The sequence below is a fragment of the Sphingomonas sp. PWP1-2 genome (assembly GCF_049898305.1).
Classification (GTDB): Bacteria; Pseudomonadota; Alphaproteobacteria; order Sphingomonadales; family Sphingomonadaceae; genus Sphingomonas; species Sphingomonas glacialis.
On the sequence record NZ_JAFCXM010000002.1, the window covers coordinates 80,337 to 106,479 of the forward strand.

The 26,143-nt window shown below is 65.7% G+C and carries 28 protein-coding genes; 21 read left to right on the top strand and 7 right to left on the bottom strand.

The genetic code is table 11. The features are described 5' to 3' along the window. Positions 1-29 precede the first annotated feature (29 nt). From glmU to ACP7C5_RS05260, 7 genes are all read left to right on the top strand, one after another. The gene (glmU, locus tag ACP7C5_RS05230) at positions 30-1,391 is read left to right on the top strand and encodes a bifunctional UDP-N-acetylglucosamine diphosphorylase/glucosamine-1-phosphate N-acetyltransferase GlmU (protein ID WP_426263437.1); all 1,362 of its coding nucleotides are present in this window, start codon (positions 30-32) and stop codon (positions 1,389-1,391) included. A gap of 25 nt (positions 1,392-1,416) precedes the next feature. Then, entirely contained in the window at positions 1,417-1,797 is a 381-nt protein-coding gene (locus ACP7C5_RS05235) for a ribbon-helix-helix domain-containing protein (protein ID WP_229839191.1), read from the top strand. Then, positions 1,794-2,159: a type II toxin-antitoxin system VapC family toxin gene (locus ACP7C5_RS05240; protein ID WP_133188869.1), complete on the top strand. Its 366-nt coding sequence runs from the start codon at positions 1,794-1,796 to the stop codon at positions 2,157-2,159. Before ACP7C5_RS05235 ends, ACP7C5_RS05240 begins: the two co-directional genes overlap by 4 nt. A gap of 14 nt (positions 2,160-2,173) precedes the next feature. After that, on the top strand, positions 2,174-3,997 hold the full coding sequence (glmS, locus tag ACP7C5_RS05245) for a glutamine--fructose-6-phosphate transaminase (isomerizing) (RefSeq protein ID WP_426263438.1): 1,824 nt from the start codon (positions 2,174-2,176) through the stop codon (positions 3,995-3,997). Further along, positions 3,994-4,884, top strand: a complete 891-nt coding sequence (locus tag ACP7C5_RS05250; RefSeq protein ID WP_426263439.1) for an ROK family protein — start codon at positions 3,994-3,996, stop codon at positions 4,882-4,884. The genes glmS and ACP7C5_RS05250 overlap by 4 nt, the downstream gene beginning before the upstream one ends. 93 nt (positions 4,885-4,977) lie before the next feature. Then, the gene (locus tag ACP7C5_RS05255) at positions 4,978-6,873 is read left to right on the top strand and encodes a putative bifunctional diguanylate cyclase/phosphodiesterase (RefSeq protein ID WP_426263440.1); all 1,896 of its coding nucleotides are present in this window, start codon (positions 4,978-4,980) and stop codon (positions 6,871-6,873) included. Then, positions 6,873-8,735, top strand: a complete 1,863-nt coding sequence (locus tag ACP7C5_RS05260) for a CHASE4 domain-containing protein (RefSeq protein ID WP_426263441.1) — start codon at positions 6,873-6,875, stop codon at positions 8,733-8,735. Before ACP7C5_RS05255 ends, ACP7C5_RS05260 begins: the two co-directional genes overlap by 1 nt. 7 nt (positions 8,736-8,742) lie before the next feature. Here the strand turns inward: ACP7C5_RS05260 and ACP7C5_RS05265 are convergent, their stop codons facing one another. Then, complete coding sequence (locus tag ACP7C5_RS05265; RefSeq protein ID WP_426263442.1) at positions 8,743-9,183, bottom strand: copper chaperone PCu(A)C; 441 nt, start codon at positions 9,181-9,183, stop codon at positions 8,743-8,745. Between the two features lie 164 nt (positions 9,184-9,347). Between ACP7C5_RS05265 and dnaK the strand changes: the two genes are divergently transcribed. After that, complete coding sequence (dnaK, locus tag ACP7C5_RS05270; RefSeq protein ID WP_426263443.1) at positions 9,348-11,246, top strand: molecular chaperone DnaK; 1,899 nt, start codon at positions 9,348-9,350, stop codon at positions 11,244-11,246. A 131-nt stretch (positions 11,247-11,377) separates the two neighbouring features. Then, on the top strand, positions 11,378-12,493 hold the full coding sequence (gene dnaJ / locus ACP7C5_RS05275) for a molecular chaperone DnaJ (RefSeq protein ID WP_133188857.1): 1,116 nt from the start codon (positions 11,378-11,380) through the stop codon (positions 12,491-12,493). A gap of 549 nt (positions 12,494-13,042) precedes the next feature. Here the strand turns inward: dnaJ and purB are convergent. After that, on the bottom strand, positions 13,043-14,359 hold the full coding sequence (purB, locus tag ACP7C5_RS05280) for an adenylosuccinate lyase (RefSeq protein ID WP_426263444.1): 1,317 nt from the start codon (positions 14,357-14,359) through the stop codon (positions 13,043-13,045). Positions 14,360-14,526: 167 nt separating this feature from the next. On the opposite strand from purB, the gene ACP7C5_RS05285 reads away from it, so the two are divergent. Beyond that, positions 14,527-14,988 (top strand): EF-hand domain-containing protein, encoded by a 462-nt coding sequence (locus tag ACP7C5_RS05285; protein WP_426263445.1) that lies wholly within the window; start codon positions 14,527-14,529, stop codon positions 14,986-14,988. 3 nt (positions 14,989-14,991) lie between these two features. Here the strand turns inward: ACP7C5_RS05285 and radC are convergent, their stop codons facing one another. Further along, entirely contained in the window at positions 14,992-15,675 is a 684-nt protein-coding gene (gene radC, locus ACP7C5_RS05290; protein WP_426263446.1) for a RadC family protein, read from the bottom strand. A 192-nt stretch (positions 15,676-15,867) separates the two neighbouring features. On the opposite strand from radC, the gene ACP7C5_RS05295 reads away from it, so the two are divergent. The 6 genes from ACP7C5_RS05295 (at position 15,868) to ACP7C5_RS05320 (ending at position 18,723) form a co-directional block, all read left to right on the top strand. Next, positions 15,868-16,152, top strand: a complete 285-nt coding sequence (locus tag ACP7C5_RS05295; RefSeq protein WP_133188849.1) for an AtpZ/AtpI family protein — start codon at positions 15,868-15,870, stop codon at positions 16,150-16,152. Continuing rightward, positions 16,149-16,931 (top strand): F0F1 ATP synthase subunit A, encoded by a 783-nt coding sequence (locus ACP7C5_RS05300; RefSeq protein WP_426263447.1) that lies wholly within the window; start codon positions 16,149-16,151, stop codon positions 16,929-16,931. The genes ACP7C5_RS05295 and ACP7C5_RS05300 overlap by 4 nt, the downstream gene beginning before the upstream one ends. Before the next feature lie 59 nt (positions 16,932-16,990). Beyond that, entirely contained in the window at positions 16,991-17,203 is a 213-nt protein-coding gene (locus ACP7C5_RS05305) for a F0F1 ATP synthase subunit C (protein WP_010164404.1), read from the top strand. Positions 17,204-17,219: 16 nt separating this feature from the next. Next, the gene (locus ACP7C5_RS05310; protein ID WP_133188845.1) at positions 17,220-17,714 is read left to right on the top strand and encodes an ATPase; all 495 of its coding nucleotides are present in this window, start codon (positions 17,220-17,222) and stop codon (positions 17,712-17,714) included. Beyond that, complete coding sequence (locus ACP7C5_RS05315) at positions 17,707-18,261, top strand: hypothetical protein (RefSeq protein ID WP_133188843.1); 555 nt, start codon at positions 17,707-17,709, stop codon at positions 18,259-18,261. Before ACP7C5_RS05310 ends, ACP7C5_RS05315 begins: the two co-directional genes overlap by 8 nt. Before the next feature lie 135 nt (positions 18,262-18,396). Continuing rightward, positions 18,397-18,723, top strand: coding sequence for a hypothetical protein (locus ACP7C5_RS05320; protein ID WP_133188841.1), 327 nt, complete (start codon positions 18,397-18,399; stop codon positions 18,721-18,723). Positions 18,724-18,763: 40 nt separating this feature from the next. On the opposite strand, the gene ACP7C5_RS05325 is transcribed toward ACP7C5_RS05320, so the two are convergent. Further along, positions 18,764-19,093: a hypothetical protein gene (locus ACP7C5_RS05325; RefSeq protein WP_189674964.1), complete on the bottom strand. Its 330-nt coding sequence runs from the start codon at positions 19,091-19,093 to the stop codon at positions 18,764-18,766. Between the two features lie 92 nt (positions 19,094-19,185). Here ACP7C5_RS05325 and uvrC point away from each other — a divergent pair, with 92 nt between their 5' ends. After that, on the top strand, positions 19,186-21,111 hold the full coding sequence (gene uvrC, locus ACP7C5_RS05330; RefSeq protein ID WP_426263448.1) for an excinuclease ABC subunit UvrC: 1,926 nt from the start codon (positions 19,186-19,188) through the stop codon (positions 21,109-21,111). Between the two features lie 51 nt (positions 21,112-21,162). Here uvrC and ACP7C5_RS05335 read toward each other — a convergent pair whose 3' ends face one another. Next, on the bottom strand, positions 21,163-21,435 hold the full coding sequence (locus tag ACP7C5_RS05335) for a hypothetical protein (protein WP_229839188.1): 273 nt from the start codon (positions 21,433-21,435) through the stop codon (positions 21,163-21,165). Between the two features lie 71 nt (positions 21,436-21,506). Here ACP7C5_RS05335 and ACP7C5_RS05340 point away from each other — a divergent pair, with 71 nt between their 5' ends. Beyond that, positions 21,507-21,839, top strand: coding sequence for a hypothetical protein (locus ACP7C5_RS05340; RefSeq protein ID WP_426263449.1), 333 nt, complete (start codon positions 21,507-21,509; stop codon positions 21,837-21,839). 70 nt (positions 21,840-21,909) lie between these two features. Then, positions 21,910-22,794, top strand: a complete 885-nt coding sequence (locus ACP7C5_RS05345) for a bestrophin family protein (RefSeq protein ID WP_426263450.1) — start codon at positions 21,910-21,912, stop codon at positions 22,792-22,794. Positions 22,795-22,801: 7 nt separating this feature from the next. Here ACP7C5_RS05345 and ACP7C5_RS05350 read toward each other — a convergent pair whose 3' ends face one another. Beyond that, positions 22,802-23,800, bottom strand: a complete 999-nt coding sequence (locus ACP7C5_RS05350) for a 2-hydroxyacid dehydrogenase (protein ID WP_426263451.1) — start codon at positions 23,798-23,800, stop codon at positions 22,802-22,804. A 96-nt stretch (positions 23,801-23,896) separates the two neighbouring features. Here ACP7C5_RS05350 and ACP7C5_RS05355 point away from each other — a divergent pair, with 96 nt between their 5' ends. Together ACP7C5_RS05355 and ACP7C5_RS05360 are read left to right on the top strand one after the other, a co-directional pair. Further along, positions 23,897-24,400, top strand: coding sequence for an SH3 domain-containing protein (locus tag ACP7C5_RS05355; RefSeq protein WP_133188829.1), 504 nt, complete (start codon positions 23,897-23,899; stop codon positions 24,398-24,400). Next, the gene (locus ACP7C5_RS05360; protein ID WP_426263452.1) at positions 24,397-24,864 is read left to right on the top strand and encodes a GNAT family N-acetyltransferase; all 468 of its coding nucleotides are present in this window, start codon (positions 24,397-24,399) and stop codon (positions 24,862-24,864) included. The genes ACP7C5_RS05355 and ACP7C5_RS05360 overlap by 4 nt, the downstream gene beginning before the upstream one ends. A gap of 46 nt (positions 24,865-24,910) precedes the next feature. Here ACP7C5_RS05360 and ACP7C5_RS05365 read toward each other — a convergent pair whose 3' ends face one another. Continuing rightward, a complete protein-coding gene (locus ACP7C5_RS05365; RefSeq protein ID WP_426263453.1) occupies positions 24,911-26,098 on the bottom strand; it encodes an acetyl-CoA C-acyltransferase in 1,188 nt (395 codons plus the stop codon). Positions 26,099-26,143 lie beyond the last annotated feature (45 nt).

Genomic DNA, 26,143 nt, shown 5'->3' on the forward strand with positions numbered 1-26,143 from the left:
GGCAAGTCCGGCGTGGCAGGGCTGGCGTTATGGAAAGCCCGTCTCGCCCCCCCATCGCCGCCATCATCCTTGCCGCGGGCAAGGGGACGCGCATGAAATCGGATCTGCACAAGGTGCTGCATCCGATCGCCGGGCGGCCGATGCTGCTGCATCTGGCGGCGAGCGTCGCGGCGCTTGATCCGGCGCGCACCGTCGTCGTGACGGGCGCGGGGCGCGAGCAGGTCGAGGCGGCGGTCTCGCCGCTCGGCATTGCGACCGCGCTGCAGGCCGAGCAGCTCGGCACCGGGCATGCGGTGGCGCAGGCCGAGGCGGCGCTCGCTGGTTTCGTCGGCGATGTGCTGATCCTGTACGGCGACGTCCCGCTCGTCTCCTCGCAGACGATGCAGGCTATGCTCGACCGACTGAACGCGGAAGACGCGCCGGTGGCGGTCGTGCTCGGTTTTCGTCCCACCGATGCCGGCGCCTATGGCCGGATCATTGCCGAGGATGGCGTCATTGCAAAGATGGTCGAGTTCAAGGACGCGACCCCCGCCGAACGCGCGGTCGATTTGTGCAACTCCGGGCTGATGGCGGTGCGTAGCGCCGATCTGTTCGCGCTGCTCGCGCGCGTCGGCAACGACAATGCCGCGGGCGAATATTACCTCCCCGACATCGTCATGCTCGCCGCCGCTGACGGTCGTCGCTCGGCGGTGATCGAGACCGGCGCGACCGAAGTCGCCGGCGTCAACAGCCGCGGCGAACTCGCGGGCGTCGAGGCATCGTGGCAGGCGCAGCGCCGCGCGCAGGCGATGGCCGACGGCGCCACGCTGATCGCCCCCGAGACCGTCTGGTTCGCGCACGACACGGTGATCGGCCGAGACGTCGTGATCGAGCCCAACGTCGTGTTCGGCCCCGGCGTCACCGTCGGCGACGGCGCGCTGCTCCACGCCTTCAGCCATATCGAGGGCGCGCAGATCGGCGCGAAGGCAGAGGTCGGCCCGTTCGCCCGCCTGCGCCCCGGCGCGGTGATGGGCGAGAAGTCGAAGATCGGCAATTTCGTCGAGATGAAGAAGGCCGTGCTCGGCGCGGGTGCCAAGGCGAGCCACTTGACCTATCTCGGCGATGCCGAAGTGGGGGCCGGCGCCAACATCGGCGCGGGCACGATCACCTGCAATTACGACGGATTCTTCAAATACAAGACGATCATCGGCGAGGGCGCGTTCATCGGGTCGAACTCGGCGCTGGTCGCCCCGGTGACGATCGGCGCGGGCGCGATTGTCGGTGCAGGATCTGTGATCACCGCCGACGTCGAAGCCGACGCGCTCGCGCTGGTGCGGCCGCAGCAAGTCTCCAAACCCGGATGGGCCAAGCGCTTTCGCGACGCGATGACGGCGAAGAAAGCTGGCAAGTGATATCACCCGGTGATATCGGTCGATAATGGCTAGCAGGACCCTGGTTTCGCTCGGCGACGATCGCATTGCGCGGCTCGATCAGATCGCGGCCGAGCACGGTCAGTCGCGCGCGGCGGTGATCCGTGACGCGGTCGATCGGCTGATTGCGAGCGACGCGGAAGAGGGGAACCGGCAACGGCGACTGGCGGCTCTGCGCGCCGGTTTCGGAGCCTGGAAGGATCGCGCTGACATTGGTGACGCCGTCGCATGGCAGCGGCGCGAACGCGCGAGCTGGACCCGTCCCTGGGACGACGATTACGAAGACGTCAAAGCCGAGTTTCCCGATCTCTTCGACGCGGAAGATGATCGTCAGCGCGCGATCTATCTCGATCAGCTTCGGGGCGTGCAGCCGTCGCCAAAATCGTGAGCGCCACGTCGTTCGACAGCAATATCCTGATCGATGCCCTTAACGGCAACGTGTCAGCGCAGCTCGAGCTCGAGTCGGTTGACGATCGCTGGATCAGTCGGGTGACGTGGATCGAGGTCATGTCCCGGGTCGACCAGATCACGATGCCGCGAACGAAATCGCTGTTGGCGGGGTTCCTGATCGATGAGCTCGATATACCGATTGCGACGCGCGCGGCGGAACTGCGCAACGAGTGCCGCCTGAAGCTTGCGGACTCGGTCATCCTCGCGTCAGCACAAGTTCACGGACGCATTCTAGTGACCCGCAACACCAAGGATTTTCCGGCGACCATGCCGGGCATCCGCATCCCCTACACCCTTTAAGGTCGAGACATTCCATGTGTGGCATCGTTGGCATCCTGAGTACCGAAGACGTCGCCGATCGTCTGCTCGACGGTCTTAAGCGGCTCGAATATCGCGGCTATGATTCGGCCGGCATCGCCACCGATTTCGATGGCGCGATCGAGCGCCGCCGCGCGTCGGGCAAGCTGATCAACCTCGCCAACGAACTCGCCGCGCATCCGCTGCCCGGCAAGACCGGCATCGCCCACACGCGGTGGGCGACGCATGGCGGCCCGACCACAAACAACGCCCACCCCCACGCGACCGGCGAAGTCGCGGTCGTCCACAACGGCATCATCGAGAATTTCAAGCCGCTGCGCGACGAACTCATCGCGCGCGGCCGCACCTTCACCAGCGAGACCGACACCGAGGTCGTCGCGCATCTGATCAGCGAGAAGGTCGAGGCCGGGCTCGCCCCCGAAGATGCGGTGCGCGAGGTGCTCCCGCGGCTCCACGGCGCCTTCGCGCTCGCGATCCTGTTCCGCCAGCATCCCGATCTGCTGATCGGCGCACGGCTCGGTTCGCCGCTCGTCGTCGGCTATGGCGAGGGCGAGATGTATCTCGGCTCCGACGCGCTCGCGCTCGCGCCGCTGACGCAGCGAATCGCCTATCTCGACGAAGGCGACTGGGTCGTCCTCACGCGTGAGGGCGCGCAGGTCTATGACCGTGCCAATACGCCGGTCGAACGCGCGATCACGATCTCGGGCGTCACCGGCGACCTCGTGTCGAAGGGCAACCACAAGCATTACATGCTCAAGGAAATCTACGAGCAGCCGATCGTCGTCGCGCAGACGCTGCGCTCGTACCTGCAGCGGATGGAAGAGCGCGTCACGCTGCCGATCCCCGAATTCGACCTGTCGACGATCAAGCGCGTCACGATCGTCGCCTGCGGCACCAGCTTCTACGCCGGCATGGTCGCCAAATATTGGTTCGAGCAGTTCGCGCGCGTGCCCGTCGACCTCGATGTGGCGAGCGAATTCCGCTACCGCGCGCCGGTGATGGAGGAGGGCGGCCTCGCGCTCTTCATCAGCCAGTCGGGCGAAACCGCCGACACGCTCGCCGCGCTGCGCCATGCGCGCGCCGAGGGGCAGATCATCGCGGTCGTCGTCAACGTGCCGACCAGCTCGATGGCGCGTGAAGCCGATCTGCTGCTGCCGACGCATGCCGGCCCCGAGATCGGCGTCGCCTCGACCAAGGCGTTCACCTGCCAGCTCGCGGTGCTCGCAGCGCTTGCTGCCAACCTCGCGCGGGCCAAGGGCAAGCTCAGCCCGGCCGAGGAGAAGATGATCGTCAAGCATCTCGCCGAAGCCCCCGCCGCGCTCAACGGCGCGCTCGCCTATGACGAGGCGATCGAGGCGATGGCGCACCATATCGCGGGGGCGCGCGACGTGCTCTATCTGGGGCGCGGTACCGATTATCCGCTCGCGCTCGAGGGCGCGCTGAAGCTCAAGGAAATCAGCTACATCCATGCCGAAGGCTATGCCGCCGGCGAGATGAAGCACGGGCCGATCGCACTGATCGACGAGAACGTCCCCGTCATCGTCATCGCCCCCTCGGGCCCGCTGTTCGACAAGACCGTAAGCAACATGCAGGAAGTCCAGGCGCGCGGCGGCAAGGTCGTTTTGATCTCGGATTACGACGGTATCCAGGCGGCGGGCGACGGCTGCATGGCGACGATCACCATGCCAAAGGTCCACCCGCTGATCGCGCCGCTGGTCTATGCGGTGCCGGTCCAGCTGCTCGCCTATCATGTCGCGGTCATCAAGGGCACCGATGTCGACCAACCGCGCAATCTCGCCAAGTCGGTGACCGTAGAATGAGCGCGCCCCTGATCGCCGGCGTCGAGCTGGGTGGAACCAAGGTCATTTGCGTCCTGGCAAGCGGACCCAACGATGTGCGCGAGCGCGTCCAGATCCCGACCACCACGCCCGACGAAACGCTCGGCGCGGTCGAGGGCGTGCTGCGGCGCTGGTCGGGCTATGATGCGCTCGGCGTCGCGAGCTTCGGCCCGGTGTCGCTCGACCGGAGCGACTCCAATTACGGTTTCATCACCGCGACCACCAAGCCAGGCTGGTCCGATACCGATGTCGGGCTGCGGCTCGCGAAGATTGCGGGCGTGCCGTTCGGCTTCGACAGCGACGTCAACGGTGCCGCGCTCGGCGAAGGACGTTGGGGTGCGGCGCATGATGTCGAAGACCATGCCTATATCACGGTGGGGACGGGCGTCGGCGTCGGGCTCGTGCTGCACGGCGCCCCCGTCGCGGGGATGACGCATGCCGAGCTCGGCCATATCCGCCCGGTGCGGATGACGGGCGATGCCTGGCGCGGAAGCTGCGCCTTTCATGGCGATTGCGTCGAAGGGCTGGTGTCGGGAACCGCGATCCGCGCGCGCACCGGAACGGCCGCGCAGGATCTGGCGGCGAACGACCCGGCATGGGAAACCGTCGCGCATACCCTTGCGCAGCTCTGTCACATGGTGGTGCTGACCGGCATCCCGCGGCGGATCGTGATGGGCGGTGGCGTGATGGTCGGCGTGCCGCAGCTGCTGCCCGAAATTCGCGCTCGCTTGGTCGCGAGTCTCGGCGGCTATGTCGCAGCGCCCGGGCTGATGCCGATCGACCGCTTCGTCGTTCCGGCCGAGCTGGGCGGAATGGCGGGGCCGCTCGGCGCGGTCCAGCTCGGGGTCCTGGCACTCGAACGCGACTGAGTTTTGGCATCGTCGTTTACGACGCATTAACCGCCTTGGCATACGAGTTCGCAACGGGCTTTGATGCCCACTATCTTACGGGCGGGTGTGGGTATGCGAATTCTGATCGTCGATGACGAACCGGCCATGCACGACAGCTACCGGCGCAGTTTCGCGCCGGCGGCCGTCGACACCGGCGCGCTCGAGGCGATGGCTGCCGAACTGTTCGGCAAAGACGACGACGCTGCCGACCCCGCGCCCGATACCACGATCGACTTCGCACTGACGCACGCGATGCAGGGGCTCGACGGCGTTGCGGCGGTCGAGGCCGCATTGGCGTGCGACGAACCCTATGCCGTCGCCTTCATCGACGTGCGCATGCCGCCCGGCATCGACGGCAAGGAAACCGCGACGCGGATCCGCAAGCTCGATCCCAACATCAATCTCGTCATCGTCACGGGCTATTCCGATTTCTCGCCGATCGAGATCGCCAAGGCGGCCGGCCCCGCCGACAAGATCTTCTACATCGCCAAGCCGTTCGAAGTCGCCGAGGTCACGCAGATGGCAAGCGCGCTCGCGCACCGCTGGCGCGGCGACCGCGAACTCGCCGAAGCCCGCGAGACGCTCGCTGCGCAAGTCGTCCAGCTCCAGGAGCAAGGCCATGAGCTCGCCGCGAACGAAAGCCGCGCGATCCACATGGCGAACCACGATTCGCTGACCGAGGCGCCCAACCGGCTCGCCTTCCGCCGCGCGCTGACCGACCGCGCACAGCTTTCGGGGCAATTCGCGGTCGCGATGGTCGATCTCGATCGCTTCAAGCTGGTCAACGACACGCTCGGCCATCTTGCCGGCGACGAACTGATCCGCACGATCTGCGACATCCTGCAGACCTCGATTCCCGCAGGCGGCCTCGTCGCGCGGCTCGGCGGCGACGAATTCGGGCTGCTGTTCGACACGCCCGGCGCCGAGGCGGCCGAAATGGAATGCCAGCGCATCCTGAAAGCCTGCACCGGGACCTTCAAGGTGCTCGGCAATTCGGTCCAGGGCGGCGCGTCGTTCGGGCTGATCGTCACCGAGCCCGGCGAGACGCGCGACCCGACCGACTTGATGCGCCGCGCCGATCTCGCGCTCAACGACGCGAAACGCGAAGGCCGCGGCGTCGTGCGCCTGTTCGACGAGGGCATGGACGAGAACATCCGTCTGCGCCGCGCGATCGAGGGAGGCCTGTCGCAAGCGATCGCCAAGGGCGAGCTGAGCCTCGTCTATCAGCCGATCGTCGCGCGCGAGGAGCTCGAGGTCATCGGTTTCGAGGCGCTGCTGCGCTGGAACACCAACGAGCATGGTCCGATCAGCCCGGCGGTGTTCATCCCAATCGCCGAGGAAACCAACCTGATCCACGAGCTCGGCGACTGGGTCCTCGGCGAATCGCTGAAAGTGCTCGCCGAATGGCCGGGCCAATATGTCTCGGTCAATTTCTCGCCGCGCCAGTTCCGCCGCCATAATTTCGTGGCAAGGCTCGTCGAGACCGTCCAGCGCGCCGGGATCGACCCGCGCCGCGTCCAGATCGAGATCACCGAGACCGCGATCTTCGACGATGCCGATCGCGCCGCCGACACGCTCTACAAATTACGCCAGATGGGCTTCCGCATCGCGCTCGACGATTTCGGCACGGGCTATTCCTCGCTCTATAACATCCGCAAGTTCGCGCTCGACTGCCTCAAGATCGACCGCAGCTTCATTGACGGCATGGGCCGCGAGCGCGAGAGCGCGGCGATTGTCCATTCGATCATCCATCTCGGCCATGCGCTCGGGCTCGGCGTGATCGCCGAAGGCGTCGAGACCGAGGCGCAGCTGCAGGCGCTGCGTGTCGCCGGCTGCAGCCACATGCAGGGCTATTTCTTCTCGCGGCCGGTCGTGCAGGACCGCGCGCGCGAAATCGCCCAGGCGCGCTACATGCTCGATCCCGCGGCGGACGACGCGGTCGAACCGGGTAACGGAACCCACGGCTGATGCCCGCGCCCCCGCCGCCGTCCCCGCGCACCGCGCGCGGCCGGATCGAGGCGCTGCGCGAGCCGAGTTCGCTCGGCGCCAAGCTCGTCGTGATCCTGATGGGGATCGGCCTGATCGGTTCGGTCGCGCTGACGGCGTTGCTCGCCGCCTTGATCGTGCCGAGCTTCAACCAGCTCGAGGACAAGTCGGTCGCCGCGCATATCGAACGGACGCGCGCCGCGCTCGGCGATTTCGCGACCAAGGTCGAGGGCGCGGTGCGCGACTATGGCGACTGGACCGCCAGCTACGACTATATGGTCCACCCGACGCCCGAGTTCGAGAAGGAGAGCTTCTCGACGCTCGCGATGGTCAATCTCAACGTCGACGGCATGGCCTATGTCGGCAAGGACGGCCGGATCGTCATCGCGCGCTGGCGAACGCCGCCGGGTCGCAGCGAATTCGTCGCCGCGCTTGGCCAGACAGATTTCAAGCGCGTGCTCGGCCAGAAGAACTCGGGGCATTATTACCTGCGGCTCGGCAACGAGCTCGTCGCGGTCGGGGTCGCCGAAGTGCGGCGCAGCGACGGCACCGGCGATCCGCGCGGCTATGTGCTGATGGCGCGGCGGATCACTTCGAAGACGCTGTCCGACGTGCTTCAGCTGCCCGCGACGATCGACCTCGCCAACCGCCCCGATACCGATGCGATCGTATCGGCGCGCTCGACGCTGCGGATCGCGGTGCCGATCCGTGGCGCCGACGGCCACGCCGTCGCCAGCGCGGCGTTCAGCGTGACGCGCGATCTCTCGCTGCTTGGCCAGCGCATGTTGCTGCTCGCGGTCGCGGGGTCGACGCTGTTGCTGCTGCTCGTGCTCGCGATGCTGCGGCGGATGATTTCGATGCTCGTGCTGCGCCCGCTCGCGCGCGTCGAAAGCCATATGCAGATGGTGCGCACCTCGGGCTCGCTCGGGCTGTTGCCCGATGAGCCGCGCAAGGACGAAATCGGATCTTTGCGTAACAGTTTCAATGCGATGCTCGAGCAATTGAAGGATCTGCGCGAACAGGTCGAAGTGCAGAGCTTCGCGCTCGGCAAGAGCGAGAGCGCGGTCGCGGTGATGCACAACGTCCGCAACGCGCTCAACCCGATCAGCACGATCCTGAGCAAGGGGATCGCGCAAGCACCGCCCGTCGAGCGCAGCGTGCTAGACCGCGCGATCGCCGAGCTCGCCAAGGACGATCTGCCAGCGGCGCGGCGCGCCAAACTGCTCGCCTTCGTCGCGGCGGCGATCGAGGCCGAAGCCAAGGATCGCGCCGACCGTCACGGCGAATTGCAAATCGGCCGCGAAGCGATGAGCCATGTGCTCGAGATCATCGGTGCCCAGCAAAGCGCGGCGCACGAGCGGCCCGAGGTGGCGCCGTGCGACGTGACCGAGATCCTCGCCAAGAATGCGACGATCGCGCGCTATTCGGGCAGCGTGTCGATCGCGTTCAGCTTCCCCGCGCAAGCGTGTTACGTGATGGCGAGCCGGATCATCCTGAGCCAGGTGATCGGCAATCTCTTCTCCAACGCCGCCGACGCGATCGCCGCGACCGGCACCGACAGCGGATCGATCACCGTCACCATCACCGAGGCCGACGGCCGCGCCGTCATCGCGATCCGCGACGATGGCGAGGGGTTCGCCGCCGAGAATACCCCAACGCTGTTCCAGCGCGGCTTTTCGACCCGCCGCCACAAATCGGGCGGGCTGGGGCTGCACTGGTGCGCCAATTCGATGGCGGCGATGCACGGCTCGCTGCGGCTCGAAAGCGAAGGCGTCGGGAAGGGGGCCTATGCCCTGCTGACGCTCGACCTCGCGCCCACGATCGAACAAACGCTCGCGGCGTGACGCGCGCTTAGAATGCGGGGGCGGGGGTGCCCGCCGCGATCGTCGGCGCGTCGAACAGGATCCGCTGGTTGTTGGCAAAGGTGAAGGTCAGCGTGACGACGCGCCCGGGCTTGATCCCCGGGTTCATGTCGAACAGCATCAGATGCTTGCCGCCGGGCGCGAACGCGACGGTCGCGCCCGCGGGGATCGGCACATCGCCGAGCGGCTTCATCGACGCCATGCCGCCCGACTGCATCGATTGGTGAAGCTCGTTCTTGATCGACACCTCGCTGCTCACCGCGATCAGCGCAGTATCGGCGGTGCCGCCATGGATCGTGAAATAGGCGACCGCCGGACTGCGCGGCGCCGCGGCGAGGCGGATATAGCCCTTCTCGACCGAGAGCTTGGGCGGCCCACTGCCGCACGCGCCCAGGGCCAGGGCAGCGATCAAAACCAGACGATTGCGCAAACGACGAACTCCCGCTTTGGGAACAACTTGTCGCGCCATACGTGCGGTGAAATCTTGCGACAAGCGAAAGCCCCCCTATATCGCCGGAGTGAAGTGTCGCGCTGCTTATTCTAAGGGCGCGATGGAATGGCAATTTTTCTAGCGATGGGGGCCCCAGAGGACCAATGGCAAAAGTAATCGGAATCGATCTCGGCACGACCAACAGCTGCGTCTCGGTGATGGAGGGCGGCAAGCCGAAGGTGATCGAGAACGCAGAAGGCGCGCGCACCACGCCGTCGATCGTCGCGTTCGCCAAGGATGGCGAGCGGCTGGTCGGCCAGCCGGCCAAGCGCCAGGCAGTGACCAACCCTGAGAACACGATCTTCGCGGTGAAGCGCCTGATCGGCCGTCGTTTCGACGACCCGATCACCAAGAAGGACACCGAACTGGTCCCGTACAACATCGTGCGCGGCAACAATGGCGACGCCTGGGTCGGCGCTGGCGGCAAGGAATATTCGCCGTCGCAGATCTCGGCGTTCACGCTGCAGAAGATGAAGGAAACCGCCGAGGCGTATCTCGGCGAGACGGTCACGCAGGCGGTCATCACCGTTCCGGCCTATTTCAACGACGCGCAGCGCCAAGCGACCAAGGACGCCGGGCAGATCGCCGGTCTCGAAGTGCTCCGCATCATCAACGAGCCGACCGCAGCGGCACTTGCGTATGGTCTCGACAAGGACACCAACAAGACGATCGCGGTCTATGACCTCGGCGGCGGCACCTTCGACATCTCGATCCTCGAGATTGGCGACGGCGTGTTCGAAGTGAAGGCGACCAACGGCGACACCTTCCTCGGCGGCGAGGATTTCGACAACAAGCTGCTCAACTTCCTGTCGGAAGACTTCAAGAAGGCCGAGGGCATCGACCTCACCAAGGACAAGCTGGCGCTCCAGCGTCTGAAGGAAGCGGCCGAGAAGGCGAAGATCGAGCTCTCGTCGGCAGCGACGACCGAGGTCAACCTGCCCTTCATCACCGCCGACCAGAACGGGCCGAAGCATCTCGTCAAGGCGATCACGCGCTCGGATCTCGAGCGTCTCGTCGAGGACTTGATCCAGCGTACGCTCGAGCCGTGCAAGAAGGCGATGAAGGACGCCGGGATTCAGACCAGCGACATCTCGGAAGTCGTCCTCGTCGGCGGCATGACGCGCATGCCCAAGGTCCGTCAGGTTGTGAAGGACTTCTTCGGCAATGAGCCGCATTCGGGCGTCAACCCCGATGAGGTCGTGGCGATGGGCGCGGCGATCCAGGCCGGCGTGCTGCAGGGCGACGTCAAGGACGTGCTGCTGCTCGACGTGACCCCGCTGTCGCTCGGCATCGAGACGCTGGGTGGCGTGTTCACCCGCATGATCGATCGCAACACGACGATCCCGACCAAGAAGTCGCAGACCTATTCGACCGCGGACGACAACCAGCAGGCCGTCACCATCCGCGTGTTCCAGGGCGAGCGCGAAATGGCGGCCGACAACAAGATGCTCGGCCAGTTCGATCTGGTCGGTATCCCGTCGGCGCCGCGCGGCGTGCCGCAGATCGAAGTCACTTTCGACATCGACGCCAACGGTCTCGTCAACGTGTCGGCCAAGGACAAGGGCACCGGCAAGGAGCAGCAGATCCGCATCCAGGCCTCGGGTGGCCTGTCGGATCGCGACATCGAGCAGATGGTCCGCGATGCCGAGCAGTTCGCCGAGGACGACAAGCAGCGCCGTGCAGCGGCCGAGGCGAAGAACAACGCCGAATCGCTGATCCACACGACCGAGCGCCAGCTTGCCGACAATGCCGACAAGGTCGATGCCGCGCTCAAGGGCGAGATCGAAGCGGCGATCGCCGAGACCAAGACCGCGGTCGAAGGTGGTGATCCCGAAGCGATGAAGACCAAGTCGGAGGCGCTCGCGCAGGTCGCGATGAAGCTCGGCCAGGCGATCTACGAGAAGCAGGCGCAGGCCGATGCCTCGCCCGCCGCCGAGGCCGAAGCGCCCAAGGAAGACGTGGTCGACGCGGAATTCTCCGAGGTCGACGACCACAAAGCGTAAACTGGAATGAGCCCAGCCCGTCATTCCCGCGCACGCGGGAATCCCGCTTCTTCTCCCGGCCTTTGCGGGTCGGTGGAGAGGCGGGACCCCCGCTTTGGCGGGGGTGACGGCGGAGAGGCGGGGGCTGAAACGTGACCACCGACATCGATTTCTACGAACTGCTGGAGTGCGAGCGGACTGCCGACGACGGCACGCTCAAATCCTCGTATCGCCGGCTCGCGATGCGCTATCACCCCGACAAGAATCCGGGCTGCGGCGACTCCGAAGAGCGCTTCAAGGCGATCAGCGAGGCGTATGACTGCCTCAAGGACCCGCAGAAGCGCGCGGCGTACGATCGCTACGGCCACGCTGCGTTCAAGCAGCAGGGCGGCGGCGGTGGCGGCGCGCAGGATTTCAGCGGCTTCTCCGACATTTTCGAGAACATCTTCGGCGAATTCATGGGCGGCCAGCGCGGCGGATCGCGCGGACCCCAGCGCGGCGCGGATTTGCGCTACGACATGGAGATCACGCTCGAGGAAGCCTTTCACGGCAAGGCGAGCGACATCACGATCGATGTCTCGGGCGTGTGCGACGTGTGCGACGGTTCGGGCGCGACCAAGGGTACCGCCGCCAAGACCTGCCAGATGTGCAAGGGCCACGGCAAGGTCCGCGCGCAGCAGGGCTTCTTCGTCGTCGAGCGGACTTGCCCGACGTGCCACGGCGCCGGCCAGACGATCGCCGATCCGTGCGGCAATTGCCACGGCGAGGGCCGCGTCGAGAAGACCAAGACGCGCACCGTCAACATCCCGCCCGGCGTCGACGAGGGCACGCGCGTTCGCTTGACCGGCGAGGGCGAGGCGGGCTTGCGCGGGGCGCCAGCGGGGGATCTCTACATCTTCCTCCACGTCGCGCGGCATCCGCTGTTCGAGCGTGAAGGTACGACGCTGTTCGCGCGCACGCCGATCAGCTTCACCACCGCCGCGCTGGGTGGCGAAGTCCATATTGCCGGCCCCGACGGTGTCGATCACCAGATCAAGATCCCGGCGGGCACGCAGAGCGGTCGTGAGCTACGTCAGCGCGGCGCGGGCATGCCCGTGTTGCAAGGGCGCGGTCGTGGCGATCTCGTCATCCAGATCGAGGTCGAGACGCCGACGCATCTCACCTCGCGCCAGCGCGAGCTGCTCGAGGAATTCCGCGCGACCGAGACGGGCAAGGAATGCCCGCAAACGAGCGGCTTCTTCAAGAAGATGAAGAGCGCCTGGGGCTGAGCGATTTCTAGCCCCTCCCCGTCAGGGGAGGGGCTGCCATGCTGGGTGCGTTGCCAAGAATTTTCTTTAAACCTGCTCTCGACCCCACGGCCCTGGCCGCCCCGTCAAAAGAAGGGGCGGGCGGGCCGATGGGTCAGAGGATGAGAACCTCGACCACCAGCGCGACGCCTGCAACAGCGAACAGGCCGCCGGCAAGGCTTTGAAGAATGCGCATGGTAGGTGTCTCCGATACCGGGCTCGTCCCGGCGAGGAGGCATGTGGAGATTGTTGCTTATCCACGCAATTTTATTACGAGCATTCGCAGGTGCAGCATTTGCACGTTGAACTGTGCAAAATCATCGATGAAGGGTTTCAGGCGGACGCGGAGCGCTCCGTCTCAGGCGATTTCGAACGGGCGCTGTCCTACAAGGGCCGATTCGGGTATACCGATTCGGCTCTTTGAAATCGTCGGGTTCACGCGTCGCATAAGTGCAGAAACGGAAACGATCGCCCCCGAACATCGCGCGTCCGGGGGTCAATCGAGTCAAGCTACCTGCGAATCCGTCGCAATCAGGCCTGTCCGAACACGCGTGCGAAGATCGTGTCGACGTGCTTCAGATGATAGCCGAGGTCGAACTTGTCCTCGATCTCCGCGACCGACAGCGCCGCGGTGACCTCGGGATCGGCCTTGAGCAGCTCCATCAGCGACAGCGCGCCGTCCGAATCCCACACCTTCATCGCGTTGCGCTGCACCAGCCGATACGAATCCTCGCGGCTGACGCCCGCCTGGGTGAGCGCGAGCAGCACGCGCTGCGAATGGACGAGGCCGCCCATCTTGTTGAGGTTCTTCTCCATCCGCGCGGGATAGACGACGAGCTTGTCCATCACGCCGGTCAGCCGCTGCAGCGCGAAGTCGAGCGTGATCGTCGCGTCGGGGCCGATATAGCGCTCGACCGAGGAGTGCGAGATGTCGCGCTCGTGCCACAAAGCGACATTCTCGAGCGCGGGGGTGACGTAGCCGCGCACCATGCGGGCGAGGCCGGTGAGGTTCTCGGTCAGCACCGGGTTGCGCTTGTGCGGCATCGCCGACGAGCCCTTCTGGCCGGGCGAGAAGAACTCCTCGGCCTCGAGCACTTCGGTGCGCTGGAGATGGCGAACCTCGGTCGCCATCCGCTCGATCGACGAGGCGATCACGCCGAGCGTGGCGAAGAACATCGCGTGACGATCGCGCGGGATGACCTGGGTCGAGACGGGCTCGACGGTCAGGCCGAGCTTCTCGGCGACGTGTGCTTCGACCACCGGGTCGATATTGGCGAAGGTGCCGACCGCGCCCGAGATCGCACAGGTCGCGACATCCTCGCGCGCCGCGACGAGTCGCGCGCGGTTGCGGGCGAATTCGGCATGCGCCTGTGCCATCTTGAGCCCGAAGGTGACGGGTTCGGCATGGATGCCGTGGCTGCGCCCGATCGTCGGGGTCATCTTGTGCTCGCGCGCGCGGCGCTCGAGCACGAAGAGCAGCGCGTCGATATCGGCGATCAGCAAGTCGCTCGCCTGCGCGAGCTGGACCGCGAGCGCGGTGTCGAGCACGTCCGAGCTCGTCATCCCCTGGTGCATGAAGCGCGCCTGGTCGCCGACATTGTCCGCCACCCAGGTGAGGAAGGCGATCACGTCATGCTTGGTCACCGCCTCGATCGCGTCGATCGCGGCGACGTCGATCACCGGGTTGGTGTTCCACCACGCCCACAACGCGGCAGCGGCTTCCTTCGGCACCACGCCGAGCTCGGCGAGCGCGTCGGTCGCGTGCGCTTCGATCTCGAACCAGATGCGGAAGCGATTCTCCGGGGTCCAGATCGCGGTCATGTCCGGGCGGGAATAGCGGGGGACCATGGGAATTCCTCGATGAGCTTGAGATCGGGCGGGCACGGAATCGCCGCGATCGACGATGAGCCGCGCGTTAGCAGGGACCAGCCGCCCCTTCAAATGCGGGCGCGTGGAGCGTCGCGTGGTCCGGTGCGTTGGGGAACCGACGCGATCGATTCGCACAGGAGATACCGATGGTGAGATTTACCCTGCTCGCGAGCGCCATCGCGCTTGCCAGCCCCGCTCTTGCGCAGGACGCGCCGCCCGCGACATCGCCCGCACCGCAATCCGCGCCGACCACGGTCGATCAAGCTGGGCCCCCGCAGAGCAGCGCGGCGCGCGACGCGGCGATCCCGGCATCGATCGTCGCCCCCGAAGCCGAGGCTGCCGCCAAGCCCGCAGCGGCGGGAACGCCGGCGGCCGACATCATCAACGCCGAGTTTGGCAGCTACGACACGGACGGCGACGGCGTTCTCAATGCAGCCGAGTTCGGCGCGTGGATGGTCGCGCTCAAGAAAGTGAGCGACCCGACGACCGATTCGGCTTCGCCGGCGATGAACACCTATCTCGCCCAGGCCTTTGCGCAGGCCGATGCCGACAAGAATAAGACGGTCTCGAAGGCCGAATTGACGGCATTCCTCTCGCAGCAAGGGTGACGCTCAGAGCAGCCCCATCGCGCGCAAGCTCGAATGCCCGTTCGCGCCGATGATGATGTGGTCGTGGAGCGTTATGTTGAGCCGCCGCCCCGCCTCGGCGACTTTCCGGGTGACGTCGATGTCGGCGCGGCTCGGGCTCGGGTCGCCGCTCGGATGGTTGTGCACCAGGATGATCGCCGATGAGCCGAGATCGATCGCGCGCCGGATCACCTCGCGGACATAGACTGCGGCCTCGTCGATCGACCCGTCGCTCATCACTTCGTCGCGGATCAGCATTTTGCGCGTGTTGAGGTGGAGCACGCGTACGCGCTCGGTGCCGCGATGCGCCATGTCGGCGTGGAGATAGTCGATCAGCGCCTGCCAGCTCGCCAGCACCGGCTGCGCCTTGGCCTCGACCTGCAGCAAGCGCAGCGCCGCCGCCTGGACGATCTTGATCGCAGCGGCGGTCGTCTCGCCCATTCCGGGGACGCGCATCAGCGCGGCGGCATCGGCGCTGAACACGCCGCCGAATCCCCCGAACTCGGCGATCAGCGCCTTGGCCAGCGGTTTGGTATCGCGCCGCGGGACCGCCAGCATGAGTAAATATTCGACCAGTTCGTAATCGAGCAGCCCGTCGCCGCCTTGCTCGATCAGCCGCTGTCGCAGCCGCGCGCGGTGTCCGGCGTGGTCGGGGAGGGGCGCGTTCATCGTACCATTGGATAATCCTCGCGCGCCGCCCGCGCAACGCCGCAGCAGGACCGGGGTGGCCACAAGAGTTGACACTCTCAAGACAGCTTCCTAAACGGCGCGGGAAGCGGGGGCGTCGGTCTCCAACTCTCCGCATATCATCGTCGCGGTGCTGCACGCACGGCGGCGTTTTTCTATCAGGATACACGCCGCTTGGCCGAGAACCGCCCTAACGACGATCTGGACGCCCGCATTGCTTCGGCAAAGGCGGCTGGTCAGGCGCGTGGGTCGGGGCCCTTGCCGCAGGCGAAGGGCTATGGCCAGGGATCGAAGGTCCTGGCGCTATTGCTCGGCGCCTTGTTCGGCGGCGGGATCATGGGCTGGGCGCTTGATCAGTGGCTCGGCACGTCGCCTTGGGCGCTGTTGATCGTGCTTACACTTGCGATCATCGGGGCGTTCCTCAACATCATGAAGATTTCGAAGGAGCGCGCAGAGTGAGCGCCGGCAAAATCGATCCGATGGAACAATTCATGGTGGAGCCCATCCTGGGCCGCCATCTGAACCTGTTCGGCTATGACGTATCCTTCACCAACTCGGCGCTCTTCATGGTCGTCGTGTTCGTGCTGCTCGCGCTCTTCATTTCGGGCGGCCTCAAGCGCCAGCTCGTGCCCGGTCGCTGGCAGGTTGCCGCTGAGGACGCGGTAAGCTTCATCGACAATATGGTGTCGGTGAACATCGGCAGCGGCGGCAAGAAGTTCGCGCCGTACATCTTCTCGCTCTTCTACTTCATCCTGTTCGCCAACCTGATCGGCGTGATGCCGCTGGCGATCCTGCCGGGGCTGCACACCTTCGCGGTGACGAGCCACATCACGGTGACGGCGATCCTCGCCTTTCTGTCGTTCGCGATCGTGCTCGCGGTCGGCTTCTGGAAGCATGGCCTCAAGTTCTTCACGCTGTTCGTGCCGCACGGTGCGCCAGCGTGGCTGATGCCGGTGATCATCCCGGTCGAGTTCGTCTCGTTCATGGTGCGTCCTTTCTCGCTGGCACTGCGACTGTTCGTCGCGATGACCGCGGGGCACATCTTGCTCGAAGTGTTCGGCAGCTTCGTCGTCCAGGGCTTCACCGCCGGCGGCGGCCTCGGCTCGGTGGTTGGCGTGCTCAGCTTCATTATGATCGTCGGCGTCAGCGCGCTCGAGCTGCTGGTGTGCGCGATCCAGGCCTATGTGTTTGCCCTGCTAACGTCGCTGTACCTGCACGACGCAGTGCATCTGCACTAGAATTTCCATAACCCAATCTACGTATTCCTAGGGAGCTTATCATGACTGATCTTGGTGCAATGTACATCGGTGCCGGCCTGGCAGCGATCGGTGTTGGTCTTGCCGCACTCGGCGTGGGCAACGTGTTCGGCTCGTTCCTCGAAGGCGCACTCCGTAACCCGGGCGCAGCAGACGGCCAGCAGGGCCGTCTGTTCATCGGCTTCGCAGCATCGGAGCTGCTCGGCCTGATCGCGTTCGTCGTCGCGATCCTCATCCTCTTCGTCGTCAAGTAAGAAGAGAAACCAGCCAATGCCGCAGCTATCCCAAATCGGCGAGATCTACGCGTCGCAGCTGTTCTGGCTCGCGATCGTCTTCGCGCTGATCTATTTCGGGATCGGCAAGGCGATGGTCCCCAAGATCGAGGCGACGATCGAAGATCGTAACGGCCGGATCGCGGGTGACCTCGCCGCGGCGGAGGCGGCGCGGGCGACCGCGCTGGCGTCCGAGCGCGATTATCAGGCGGGGCTCGAAGCAGCCCGGTCGCAAGCGATGATCGCGGTCGGCGAAGCCAAGGCGCGGGCGACCGCCAGCACCGAGGCCAAACTCAAGACGAGCGACGAAGGTCTGGCCGCGCAATTGCACGCGGCCACCGGACGGATCGAATCCTCCAAGACCGAGGCGCTCGCCGAAATCGAGACCGCGACGACCGACGCGGTCGAGCAGATCGTCGCCAAGCTTTCGGGCGTGGCGGTCGATCGTGCGACGATCGAAACGCAAGTGAAGGCGGAATTGGCGCATGGCTGAGTCCTCGACAGTCAAGACCGTGGCGCAGACCGGCGTCGCCGAACTGCACCACGAACCGTCGGTCTTCGGGATCACCGCTCCGGGCTTCGTCGCTTTGTCGATGTTGGTCGTGATCGGGCTGATGATCTGGAAGAAGGTCCCGAAGATGATCGCGGGCGCGCTCGATTCGCGCATCGCGACGATCCGGACCCAGCTCGACGAAGCCTCACAGCTGCGTGCCGAAGCCGAGGCGCAGCTTGCCGAAGCCAAGGCCCGCAATGCGGCAAGCGCCGGCGATGCTGCCGCGATCGTGGCGCATGCGCAGGCCGAAGCAGCAGCGATGCTCGCCAAGGCCGAGGCCGATCTTGCCGATTTGGTCGCGCGTCGTCAGACGATGGCTGAAGACAAGATCGCCGCCGCCGAGCGTGGCGCTATCGCGGAAGTCAGGGCGCTTGCGGCTGAAGCTGCGACTCGCGCCGCGGCGACCATCCTGGCCGAGCGTCACGGCGTCGATGCCGACAAAGCGCTGGTCGATCGTACGATCGCTGGGCTTGGACGTCTGAACTAAAGGCGTCCGGCGCTCACATGCGGGGCAATTCCGCAGGGTTTCACTTGATCCAGTCCATTTCGTTTCGCCACTGGCCGGGGTAAACCCTGGTCAGCGGCGATTCGCGCCGCTTTCGCTTTCGAAAGAGGCTCTCCCATGACGTCTGTCCTTCTGCCCGTGCTCGTCGCTTTGACCGCGGCGCCGCTCGCTGCCCAGACCGCACCTGCGCCCGCCGTAACCACAACCTCGACGACCACTACTGCCTCCACCGCCAAATTCACGCTCGAAACCCCGATCGAGACGATCGCTGCCGATCCCAAGGGCAAGGCGGTGCTCGACACCGACCTCCAGAACATCACCGCGCACCCGATGTACGACCAGTTCAAGTCGATGTCGCTCGCGCAGGTTCAGCCGATGTCGCAGGGCGCGTTGACCGACGCTGCGCTCGCCAAGGTCAAGATCGACCTCGAAGCGATCAAATAAGTGCGTGCGGTGGCGGTGCCGGTGCACCGCCACCATCACATCAGATGATACGGCCATTCGCTCGGAGCAACGCCGGTACATCGGCCCACTCGGGCGCCGCTTCGCTTTCATAGCCATGGACCGCACCCGTGCCAATGCTGCGCGACGCACGCATGGCGTCCCGATGTGCACCGGCAGCCAGATAGGCACACATCGCCCCACGATCCTGCCAAAGCGACATCGTATGGTGCGTCCCGGCGATCGTCCGCGCCGCGACCGACAGATTGCCCGGCGCGCGCTGCGCCTGCTGCATCGAACGGATGGCGTGCCACCAGAAGCGCGGCACCTGGAACAGGCTTTTTGGCTTCAGGCCGGTGATCGAAACGTACATCGCGGGTCTTCTCCATCGCGGGCGAGCGCGCGGTGTGCGCGTGGATGCGCATAACCGTGGCATCCGCCGCGCGGACTCCCTAGATCAATCGCATGTCCTCGCCCAATGCGCCTGATCGTTTCAACGAAGAGAAATCCACCTTTGCCGTCCGCGGCGCCGGCGAGACGCCCGATCTCGCAGCGGGCGTCGCCGCGATTCGCAACGTGCTGGCCACGCTGCCGATCCGTCCCGGCGTCTATCGCATGCAGGATGCGCGCGGCGACGTGCTGTATGTCGGCAAGGCCAAGGCGCTCAAGAACCGTGTGACCAACTATACCCAAGTCGATCGCCTGTCGAAGCGGCTGCAGCGGATGGTCGCGCAGACGCGTTCGATGACGATCGTCACGACCAACAACGAGGCCGAGGCGCTGTTGCTCGAGGCGCAGCTGATCAAGCGCTATCGTCCGCCGTACAACGTGCTGCTGCGCGACGACAAAAGCTTCCCGTTCATCCTGCTGCGCGCGGATCACGAATTCCCGCGGATCCAGAAGCATCGCGGTGCGCGGCGCGCGAAGGGCAATTATTACGGGCCGTTCGCCAGTGCAGGATCGGTCAACAATACGCTTAACGCGCTGCAAAAGCTGTTCCTGCTCCGCTCATGCACCGACAGCTTCTTCCGCAACCGCGACCGGCCGTGCCTGCTCTACCAGATCAAGCGTTGCTCGGCGCCGTGCGTCGGGCGGATCGACGAGGCGGGCTATGCCGATCTGGTGAACGACGCGAAGGCGTTCCTCGGCGGCAAGTCGACCCAAGTGCAGGCCAAGCTCGGTGGGCAGATGGAAGCCGCCGCTGCGGCAATGGATTTCGAGCTCGCCGCGATCCTGCGCGATCGGCTCCGTGCACTGACCTTTATCCAGGGCAGCCAGGCGATCAACGCCGAGGGTCTTGGGGATGCCGACATCTTCGCGATGGCGAACAAGAACGGCGTGATCGGGATCCAGGCATTCTTCATTCGCGGGGGGCAGAATTGGGGGCACCGCAGCTTCTTCCCGCAGCACACCGCCGATGTGCCCGAGGACGAGATACTCACCGGCTTCCTCGCGCAATTTTATGAGGAAGTGCCGCCGCCCAAGACGATCTTCCTTGATCGTGAACTCGAGGAAGGCGAATTGCTCGGCGAGGCGCTTGGGGCAGGGGTGGGCTTCAAGGTTTCGCTATCGATGCCCCAGCGCGGCACGCGACGGCGGCTGCTCGATCAGGCCAAGCGCAATGCCGAGGAAGCGCTCGACCGCCGCCTCGCCGAGAGCACGACGCAGGCCAAGCTGCTGCGCGAGGTGGCCGAACTGTTCGATCTGGCCGAACCGCCAGACCGGATCGAAGTCTACGACAACAGCCACATCCAGGGGACCAACGCGGTCGGCGCGATGGTCGTCGTGGGGCCCGAGGGCTTCCGCAAGGGGCAGTATCGCAAGTTCAACATCAAGAACCCCGACACGATCCCCGGCGACGACTTCGGCATGATGCGCGAGGTGTTCCAACGCCGCTTCGCGCGCGCGCAAAGCGAAGATCCCGATCGCGATGCGGGTGACTGGCCCGATCTTGTGCTGATCGACGGCGGGCGCGGCCAGCTCAACGCGGCGAAGGCTGTGCTCGAGGAAATGGGGATCGAGGACGTATGTCTCGTCGGCGTCGCCAAGGGGCCGCTGCACGGCCGCGACGGACGTGAGGTGTTCCACTTGCTCGACGGGCGCGAGTTCCAGTTGCCCGTCAACGCGCCGGTGCTGTTCTACCTCCAGCGGCTGCGCGACGAGGTCCACCGCTTCGTGATCGGTGCGCATCGCGACAAGCGCTCGAAGGCGATCGGTGCATCGCCGCTCGACGATGTCCCGGGAATTGGTCCGGCGCGCAAGAAGGCGCTGTTGATGCATTTCGGCACCGCCCGCGCGGTGCGCGGCGCGAGTCTGGCGGATTTGCAGAAGGCACCGGGCGTGAGTGCCGCGGTCGCGCAGCAGCTTTACGATTTCTTCCACGCACGCTGAAAAGCGGCGGCGCGGTCTATTCGACCGCGCCGCCGCCTTATGATTTTCGGATCAAGCTTCGGCGGTGGGAGCGAGCGAAAGATCTTCGCTCGCGGCGGTCTCGGAAGGGGCGGGATGGCTGACGAGGCGGATGAAGCCGACGACAAGCAGCATGGCAGGAACGATGTTGAAATACGCCGGGGCACTGATGATGTGCAGCGCTGATACCAAGACAAGCGCCGCGACCACGGCAAACGACCCCATTCGGTCCATCATCACTCTCCATCTTTTATAATTGTCATCAAGCTGCAACGCCGTGCGGTAGGCGTCAATCGGAAAGTTCAAGGCGCGAGACCTGGAGTATTCCGCAGCGATGGCGGCGCGCTATCGTTTTGTCTTTGCTCGCTCTCTTATTCATGCTGCGCCGCAGCAATAAAACGTCATCGTTCGCTAACACGCGAGTTGCGACCTCTTCCCAGCTTGGTGGCGTTGGAAAGAGGAGTTCCGTTATGCACACGTCGCAATCCCCGAAACGCTCGAAGATCACCCCAACGGCGCGCGCTTCGCTGTCCTTGTTAGGGTTCGGTCTGGCGCTGCTGGCGTTCCTGATTGCAATCGACCGCCCGCAATGGTTCGTTCTGCGTCCGGCATCGGGCACCGCTGCTGCATTGGCCAAGGCGTCGGTCAAACCGGTCGATACGCATGAGACCGCACGGGTTGGTGCGGCGGCCGCGGACGTCGCGCCGTAATGGCGTGGATTTGCCGCAGGCACCATTCGGCCCTATCGCGCAGCAGCGCCCTTGAGAGCCCTGAGAACCGATGATCGTCACCAACACCCCCGGCTATCGCCACATCCTCCGCGAGATCTGGCGGCCTGCTGCCTTGCTGTTCGTCTGGGATGTGATCGTGACGGTCACCTATTACGTCGTGCCGTTCACCGCGCCATCGCTCCCGCTGACGCTGTTCGGCACGGCGCTCGCGCTGTTCCTCGGGTTCCGCAGCAATTCGGCGTATCAGCGCTGGTGGGAAGGGCGCGTGCTGTGGGGGCAGATGATCAACGCCAGCCGCAGCCTCGCACGCCAGGCGCGCAACTATCTGCCTGACGAAGCGAAGGATCTGAAGCGCACGATCGTCTTGCGCCAGATCGCCTATGTCAACGCGCTGCGCTGCCAGTTGCGGCGTCAGGCGCCCGACGGCGAGGTGTTGCGCTTTCTGTCGCGCGGCGAGGCCGATTTCGCGCTGGGACGCGTCAATGTCGCCAACGGCATCGTCGACGGCACCGGTCGCCGGATCAACGGGGCGTGCGCGCAGGGCTGGATCGACACGATCCAGCAGGCATCGATGGAAAGCATCCTCGTCGACATCGCCAATGCGCAGGGCGGGATGGAGCGGCTCAAGAACATGCCGTTGCCGAGCCAGTATCGCTTCTTCCCGACGATCTTCACGCACCTGTTGTGCATCCTGCTGCCGATCGGGCTGGTCGATACGCTCGGTTTCGCGACCCCGCTCGGGTCGAGCATCGCCGGGCTGATGTTCCTCGTGGTGCTCGCGATCGGCGACGATCTGGTCGATCCGTTCGCCAACACCGTCCACGACGTGCCGCTGACGGCGATGTGCCGGACGATCGAGATCGATCTGCTTCAGGCGATCGGCGATCAAGCGCCAGAGCCGCTGCGGCCCGATGCGCGCGGCGTGCTGTGGTAGGCGAGGTTTAGGCCCAGCCCTCGAGCACTTGATCGGGCGGGCGATGGCCGTCGGCCCACATGCGGATGTTGGTGATGACCTTTTCGCCCGTCGCCATCCGGCCCTCATAGGTCGCCGAGCCCATGTGCGGCGTCATCACGACGTTGGGCAAAGCCAGCAGCCGCGGGTCGATCTGCGGCTCGTGCTTCCACACGTCGAGCCCGGCACCTGCCAGGCGCCGGCCCTTGAGCGCGTCGATCAGCGCATCCTCGTCGACGATCCCGCCGCGCGCGGCATTGATGAGATAGACGTGCGGGCGCAGCAGCGCGATGCGGTCGGCGTTCAGCAGGCCCTCGCTGTCGGCATTGCGTGGAGTGTGGATCGTCAGAATGTCGATCGCGCCCAGCATCTCGTCGAGATTGGGGTGCCACTGCGCCTGCAATTCCGCCTCGACCACCTTCGGCAGGCGGTGGCGGTTATGATAATGGATCGACAGCCCGAAGGCGCGCGCACGCCGCGCGACCGCCTGGCCGATCCGCCCCATGCCGAGGATACCGAGCGCCTTGCCGCCGATCCGGTGGCCGAGCATCCCGCCGGGCGACCAGCCCTGCCATGCGCCCGATCGCACCAGTTTCTCGCCCTCGGCGAGGCGGCGCGGGACCGAGACGATCAGCGCCATCGTCATGTCGGCGGTGTCCTCGGTGAGCACGCCGGGGGTGTTGGTGACGATGATACCGCGCGCGCGCGCGGCCTTCAGCGCGATATGGTTCACGCCCGCGCCGAAATTGGCAATCAGCTTGAGCTGCGCGCCGGCATTGGCGATCAATTCGGCATCGATCTCGTCGGTGACGGTCGGGACCAGCACGTCGCAGTCCGCCATCGCGGCGGCGAGCTGATCGCGCGTCATGCCGACGGGCCCGCGGAACAGCCGGGTGTCAAACAGCTGCGTCATGCGTTCGATCACCGCGTCGGGCAATTCGCGCGTTACGGCGACTTTCGGGTTCGGCACGCGTCTCGTTTCGGGCATGGACATGGCTTGGCGGAGCGCTTTGGCCTCGTCAACGGTGTTGAAGCGTGCGCGCGAAGCACGATAAACGGGCGCGAACACAGACGGGGAAATAGCATGCGTATTGGGGCCAGAATTTTGCTGGCGGCAACGGCGATCACGCTCGGCGGCAGCGCGATGGCGCCGGTGCTGGCCGGGCTCGTCCAGAAGAAGCCGCCCTATTTCGCCTCGATCTCGGCGGGCAAGGCGCGGATGCGGACCGGCCCGGCGCGGAGTTATCCGTCGAGCTGGCTGTACCAGCGCGCCGACCTGCCGGTGAAGGTGCTCGACGTCTACGACCATGGTGCGTGGTACAAGGTCGAGGATCCGGGCGGCACGCAAGGCTGGATGATGGGCACGCTGGTGAGCGAGAAGCGCACCGCGGTGGTGCTGGGAATGGTGGCCGAGCTCCGCGATTCGCCGCGCGATGGCGGGCGGATCCTGTGGCGCGCGGCGCCCGGCGTCGTCGGGCGGTTGAGCCGCTGTTCGCGCGGGTGGTGCCATTTCGACGTGCGCGGGCGCGGCGGCTATGTCGAAGCAAACCATCTGTGGGGCGTCGAGCCGACCGAAGAGCTGCCGTGAACGGCTGGCGCATCGTCGAGGATGATCTCACCCATCCTGCGGTGGTCGCCTTGCTCGAACTTCACGTGCGCAGCGCCAACGAAAACTCACCGCCGGGCAGCGTCTTCGCGCTCGACCTCACCGGTCTGCGCGATCCCGCGGTGACGCTGTGGACAGCGTGGGAAGGCGCGACGCTGCTCGGCATGGGTGCGCTCAAGCAGCTCGATGCGCGCCACGGCGAGATCAAGTCGATGCGCACCGCGCCCGCGCAGCTGCGGCGCGGTGTCGCTGGCGCGATACTTGCGCATGTGATCGCCGCAGCGCGTGGGCGCGGCTATCGACGCTTGAGCCTCGAGACGGGGACGACCGCCCCGTTCGCCGCGGCGCATGCACTATACGAGCGCATTGGATTCATCGAATGCGATCCGTTTGCGGGCTATAGCGATTGCGTGTTCGCGCGGTACTACACGCTCGTGCTGGAATAACGTCCTTCCCCCGGGCGCAGGGGAAGGGCGCTGCCGGGCTTACGCCTCAGTTCATCAATTCCACCACGACCGCGGTCGCTTCGCCGCCGCCGATGCACAGCGAAGCGAGGCCACGCTTCTGCCCGCTGGTCTGCAGCGCCGACAGCAATGTCGCGAGGATGCGTGCGCCGCTCGCGCCGATCGGATGTCCGAGCGCGCACGCGCCGCCATGCACGTTGAGCCTGTCATGCGCGATGCCGAGGTCGCGCATCGCGATCATCGCGACGACGGCGAAGGCTTCGTTGACTTCGAACAGATCGACATCGTCGACCGACCAACCCGCCTTGGCGAGCGCCTTGCGCATCGCGAACACCGGCGCGGTGGTGAACAGCTCGGGCGCGTGCGCGTGTGCCGCCTGCGCGACGATCCGGGCGATCGGCGTGAGCCCGAGCTTTTCGGCGACCGACGCGCGCGTCATCACCAGCGCCGCGGCGCCGTCCGAGATCGACGAGGCGTTCGCTGCGGTGATCGTGCCTTCCTTGGAGAATGCAGGCTTGAGCGTCGGGATCTTCGCGACATCGCCCTTGGCGGGCTGTTCGTCGAGGCTGACGGTGGTCGGCCCCTTGCGACCGCTCACCTCGACCGCGACGATCTCGCGGTCGAACGCGCCCGATTGCTGCGCGCGTTGGGCGCGGTGGAGCGACTCGATCGCGTACTCGTCCATCTGCTGGCGCGTGAATTGATAGACGGCGGCGGTGTCCTCGGCAAAATTGCCCATCAGCTTGCCGGGCTGATACGCATCTTCGAGCCCGTCGAGATACATGTGATCCTTGAGCACGTCGTGCCCGATCCGCGCGCCGCCGCGATGCCGCAGCGATAGATAGGGCGCGTTGGTCATGCTCTCCATTCCGCCCGCGACGATCAGGTCGGCAGAGCCGGCAGCCAGCGCATCGGCTGCGAGCATCGTCGCCATCATGCCCGATCCGCACATCTTGTTGACCGTCGTCGCCTCGATATGGTCGGGGAGGCCGGCTTTCAGCGCGGCCTGGCGCGCGGGGGCCTGGCCGAGTCCGGCAGGGAGGACGCAGCCCATATAGATCCGCTCGATCGCGTCGCCTGAAACGCCGGCGCGCTCGACCGCGCCACCGACGGCGGCGGCGCCGAGCTCGGTTGCGGTGGCGCCGGTAAGCGCACCCTGGAACGAGCCCATCGGCGTGCGGGCATAGGAGACGATGATGACGGGATCAGCGGACATTGGCGATCTTTCGCGAGGATAAAGGATGCGCGTGATTTAGGACGG

Excerpts from the sequence above, each read along its gene's own strand:
- glmU (WP_426263437.1), top strand. The coding sequence starts at position 30 with ATGGAAAGCCCGTCTCGCCCCCCCATCGCCGCCATCATCCTTGCCGCG.
- ACP7C5_RS05235 (WP_229839191.1), top strand. The coding sequence starts at position 1,417 with ATGGCTAGCAGGACCCTGGTTTCGCTCGGCGACGATCGCATTGCGCGG.
- glmS (WP_426263438.1), top strand. The coding sequence starts at position 2,174 with ATGTGTGGCATCGTTGGCATCCTGAGTACCGAAGACGTCGCCGATCGT.
- ACP7C5_RS05250 (WP_426263439.1), top strand. The coding sequence starts at position 3,994 with ATGAGCGCGCCCCTGATCGCCGGCGTCGAGCTGGGTGGAACCAAGGTC.
- ACP7C5_RS05255 (WP_426263440.1), top strand. The coding sequence starts at position 4,978 with ATGCGAATTCTGATCGTCGATGACGAACCGGCCATGCACGACAGCTAC.
- ACP7C5_RS05260 (WP_426263441.1), top strand. The coding sequence starts at position 6,873 with ATGCCCGCGCCCCCGCCGCCGTCCCCGCGCACCGCGCGCGGCCGGATC.
- dnaK (WP_426263443.1), top strand. The coding sequence starts at position 9,348 with ATGGCAAAAGTAATCGGAATCGATCTCGGCACGACCAACAGCTGCGTC.
- purB (WP_426263444.1), bottom strand. The coding sequence starts at position 14,359 with ATGGTCCCCCGCTATTCCCGCCCGGACATGACCGCGATCTGGACCCCG.
- ACP7C5_RS05285 (WP_426263445.1), top strand. The coding sequence starts at position 14,527 with ATGGTGAGATTTACCCTGCTCGCGAGCGCCATCGCGCTTGCCAGCCCC.
- radC (WP_426263446.1), bottom strand. The coding sequence starts at position 15,675 with ATGAACGCGCCCCTCCCCGACCACGCCGGACACCGCGCGCGGCTGCGA.
- ACP7C5_RS05305 (WP_010164404.1), top strand. The coding sequence starts at position 16,991 with ATGTACATCGGTGCCGGCCTGGCAGCGATCGGTGTTGGTCTTGCCGCA.
- ACP7C5_RS05310 (WP_133188845.1), top strand. The coding sequence starts at position 17,220 with ATGCCGCAGCTATCCCAAATCGGCGAGATCTACGCGTCGCAGCTGTTC.
- ACP7C5_RS05315 (WP_133188843.1), top strand. The coding sequence starts at position 17,707 with ATGGCTGAGTCCTCGACAGTCAAGACCGTGGCGCAGACCGGCGTCGCC.
- ACP7C5_RS05320 (WP_133188841.1), top strand. The coding sequence starts at position 18,397 with ATGACGTCTGTCCTTCTGCCCGTGCTCGTCGCTTTGACCGCGGCGCCG.
- ACP7C5_RS05325 (WP_189674964.1), bottom strand. The coding sequence starts at position 19,093 with ATGTACGTTTCGATCACCGGCCTGAAGCCAAAAAGCCTGTTCCAGGTG.
- uvrC (WP_426263448.1), top strand. The coding sequence starts at position 19,186 with ATGTCCTCGCCCAATGCGCCTGATCGTTTCAACGAAGAGAAATCCACC.
- ACP7C5_RS05340 (WP_426263449.1), top strand. The coding sequence starts at position 21,507 with ATGCTGCGCCGCAGCAATAAAACGTCATCGTTCGCTAACACGCGAGTT.
- ACP7C5_RS05345 (WP_426263450.1), top strand. The coding sequence starts at position 21,910 with ATGATCGTCACCAACACCCCCGGCTATCGCCACATCCTCCGCGAGATC.
- ACP7C5_RS05350 (WP_426263451.1), bottom strand. The coding sequence starts at position 23,800 with ATGCCCGAAACGAGACGCGTGCCGAACCCGAAAGTCGCCGTAACGCGC.
- ACP7C5_RS05355 (WP_133188829.1), top strand. The coding sequence starts at position 23,897 with ATGCGTATTGGGGCCAGAATTTTGCTGGCGGCAACGGCGATCACGCTC.
- ACP7C5_RS05365 (WP_426263453.1), bottom strand. The coding sequence starts at position 26,098 with ATGTCCGCTGATCCCGTCATCATCGTCTCCTATGCCCGCACGCCGATG.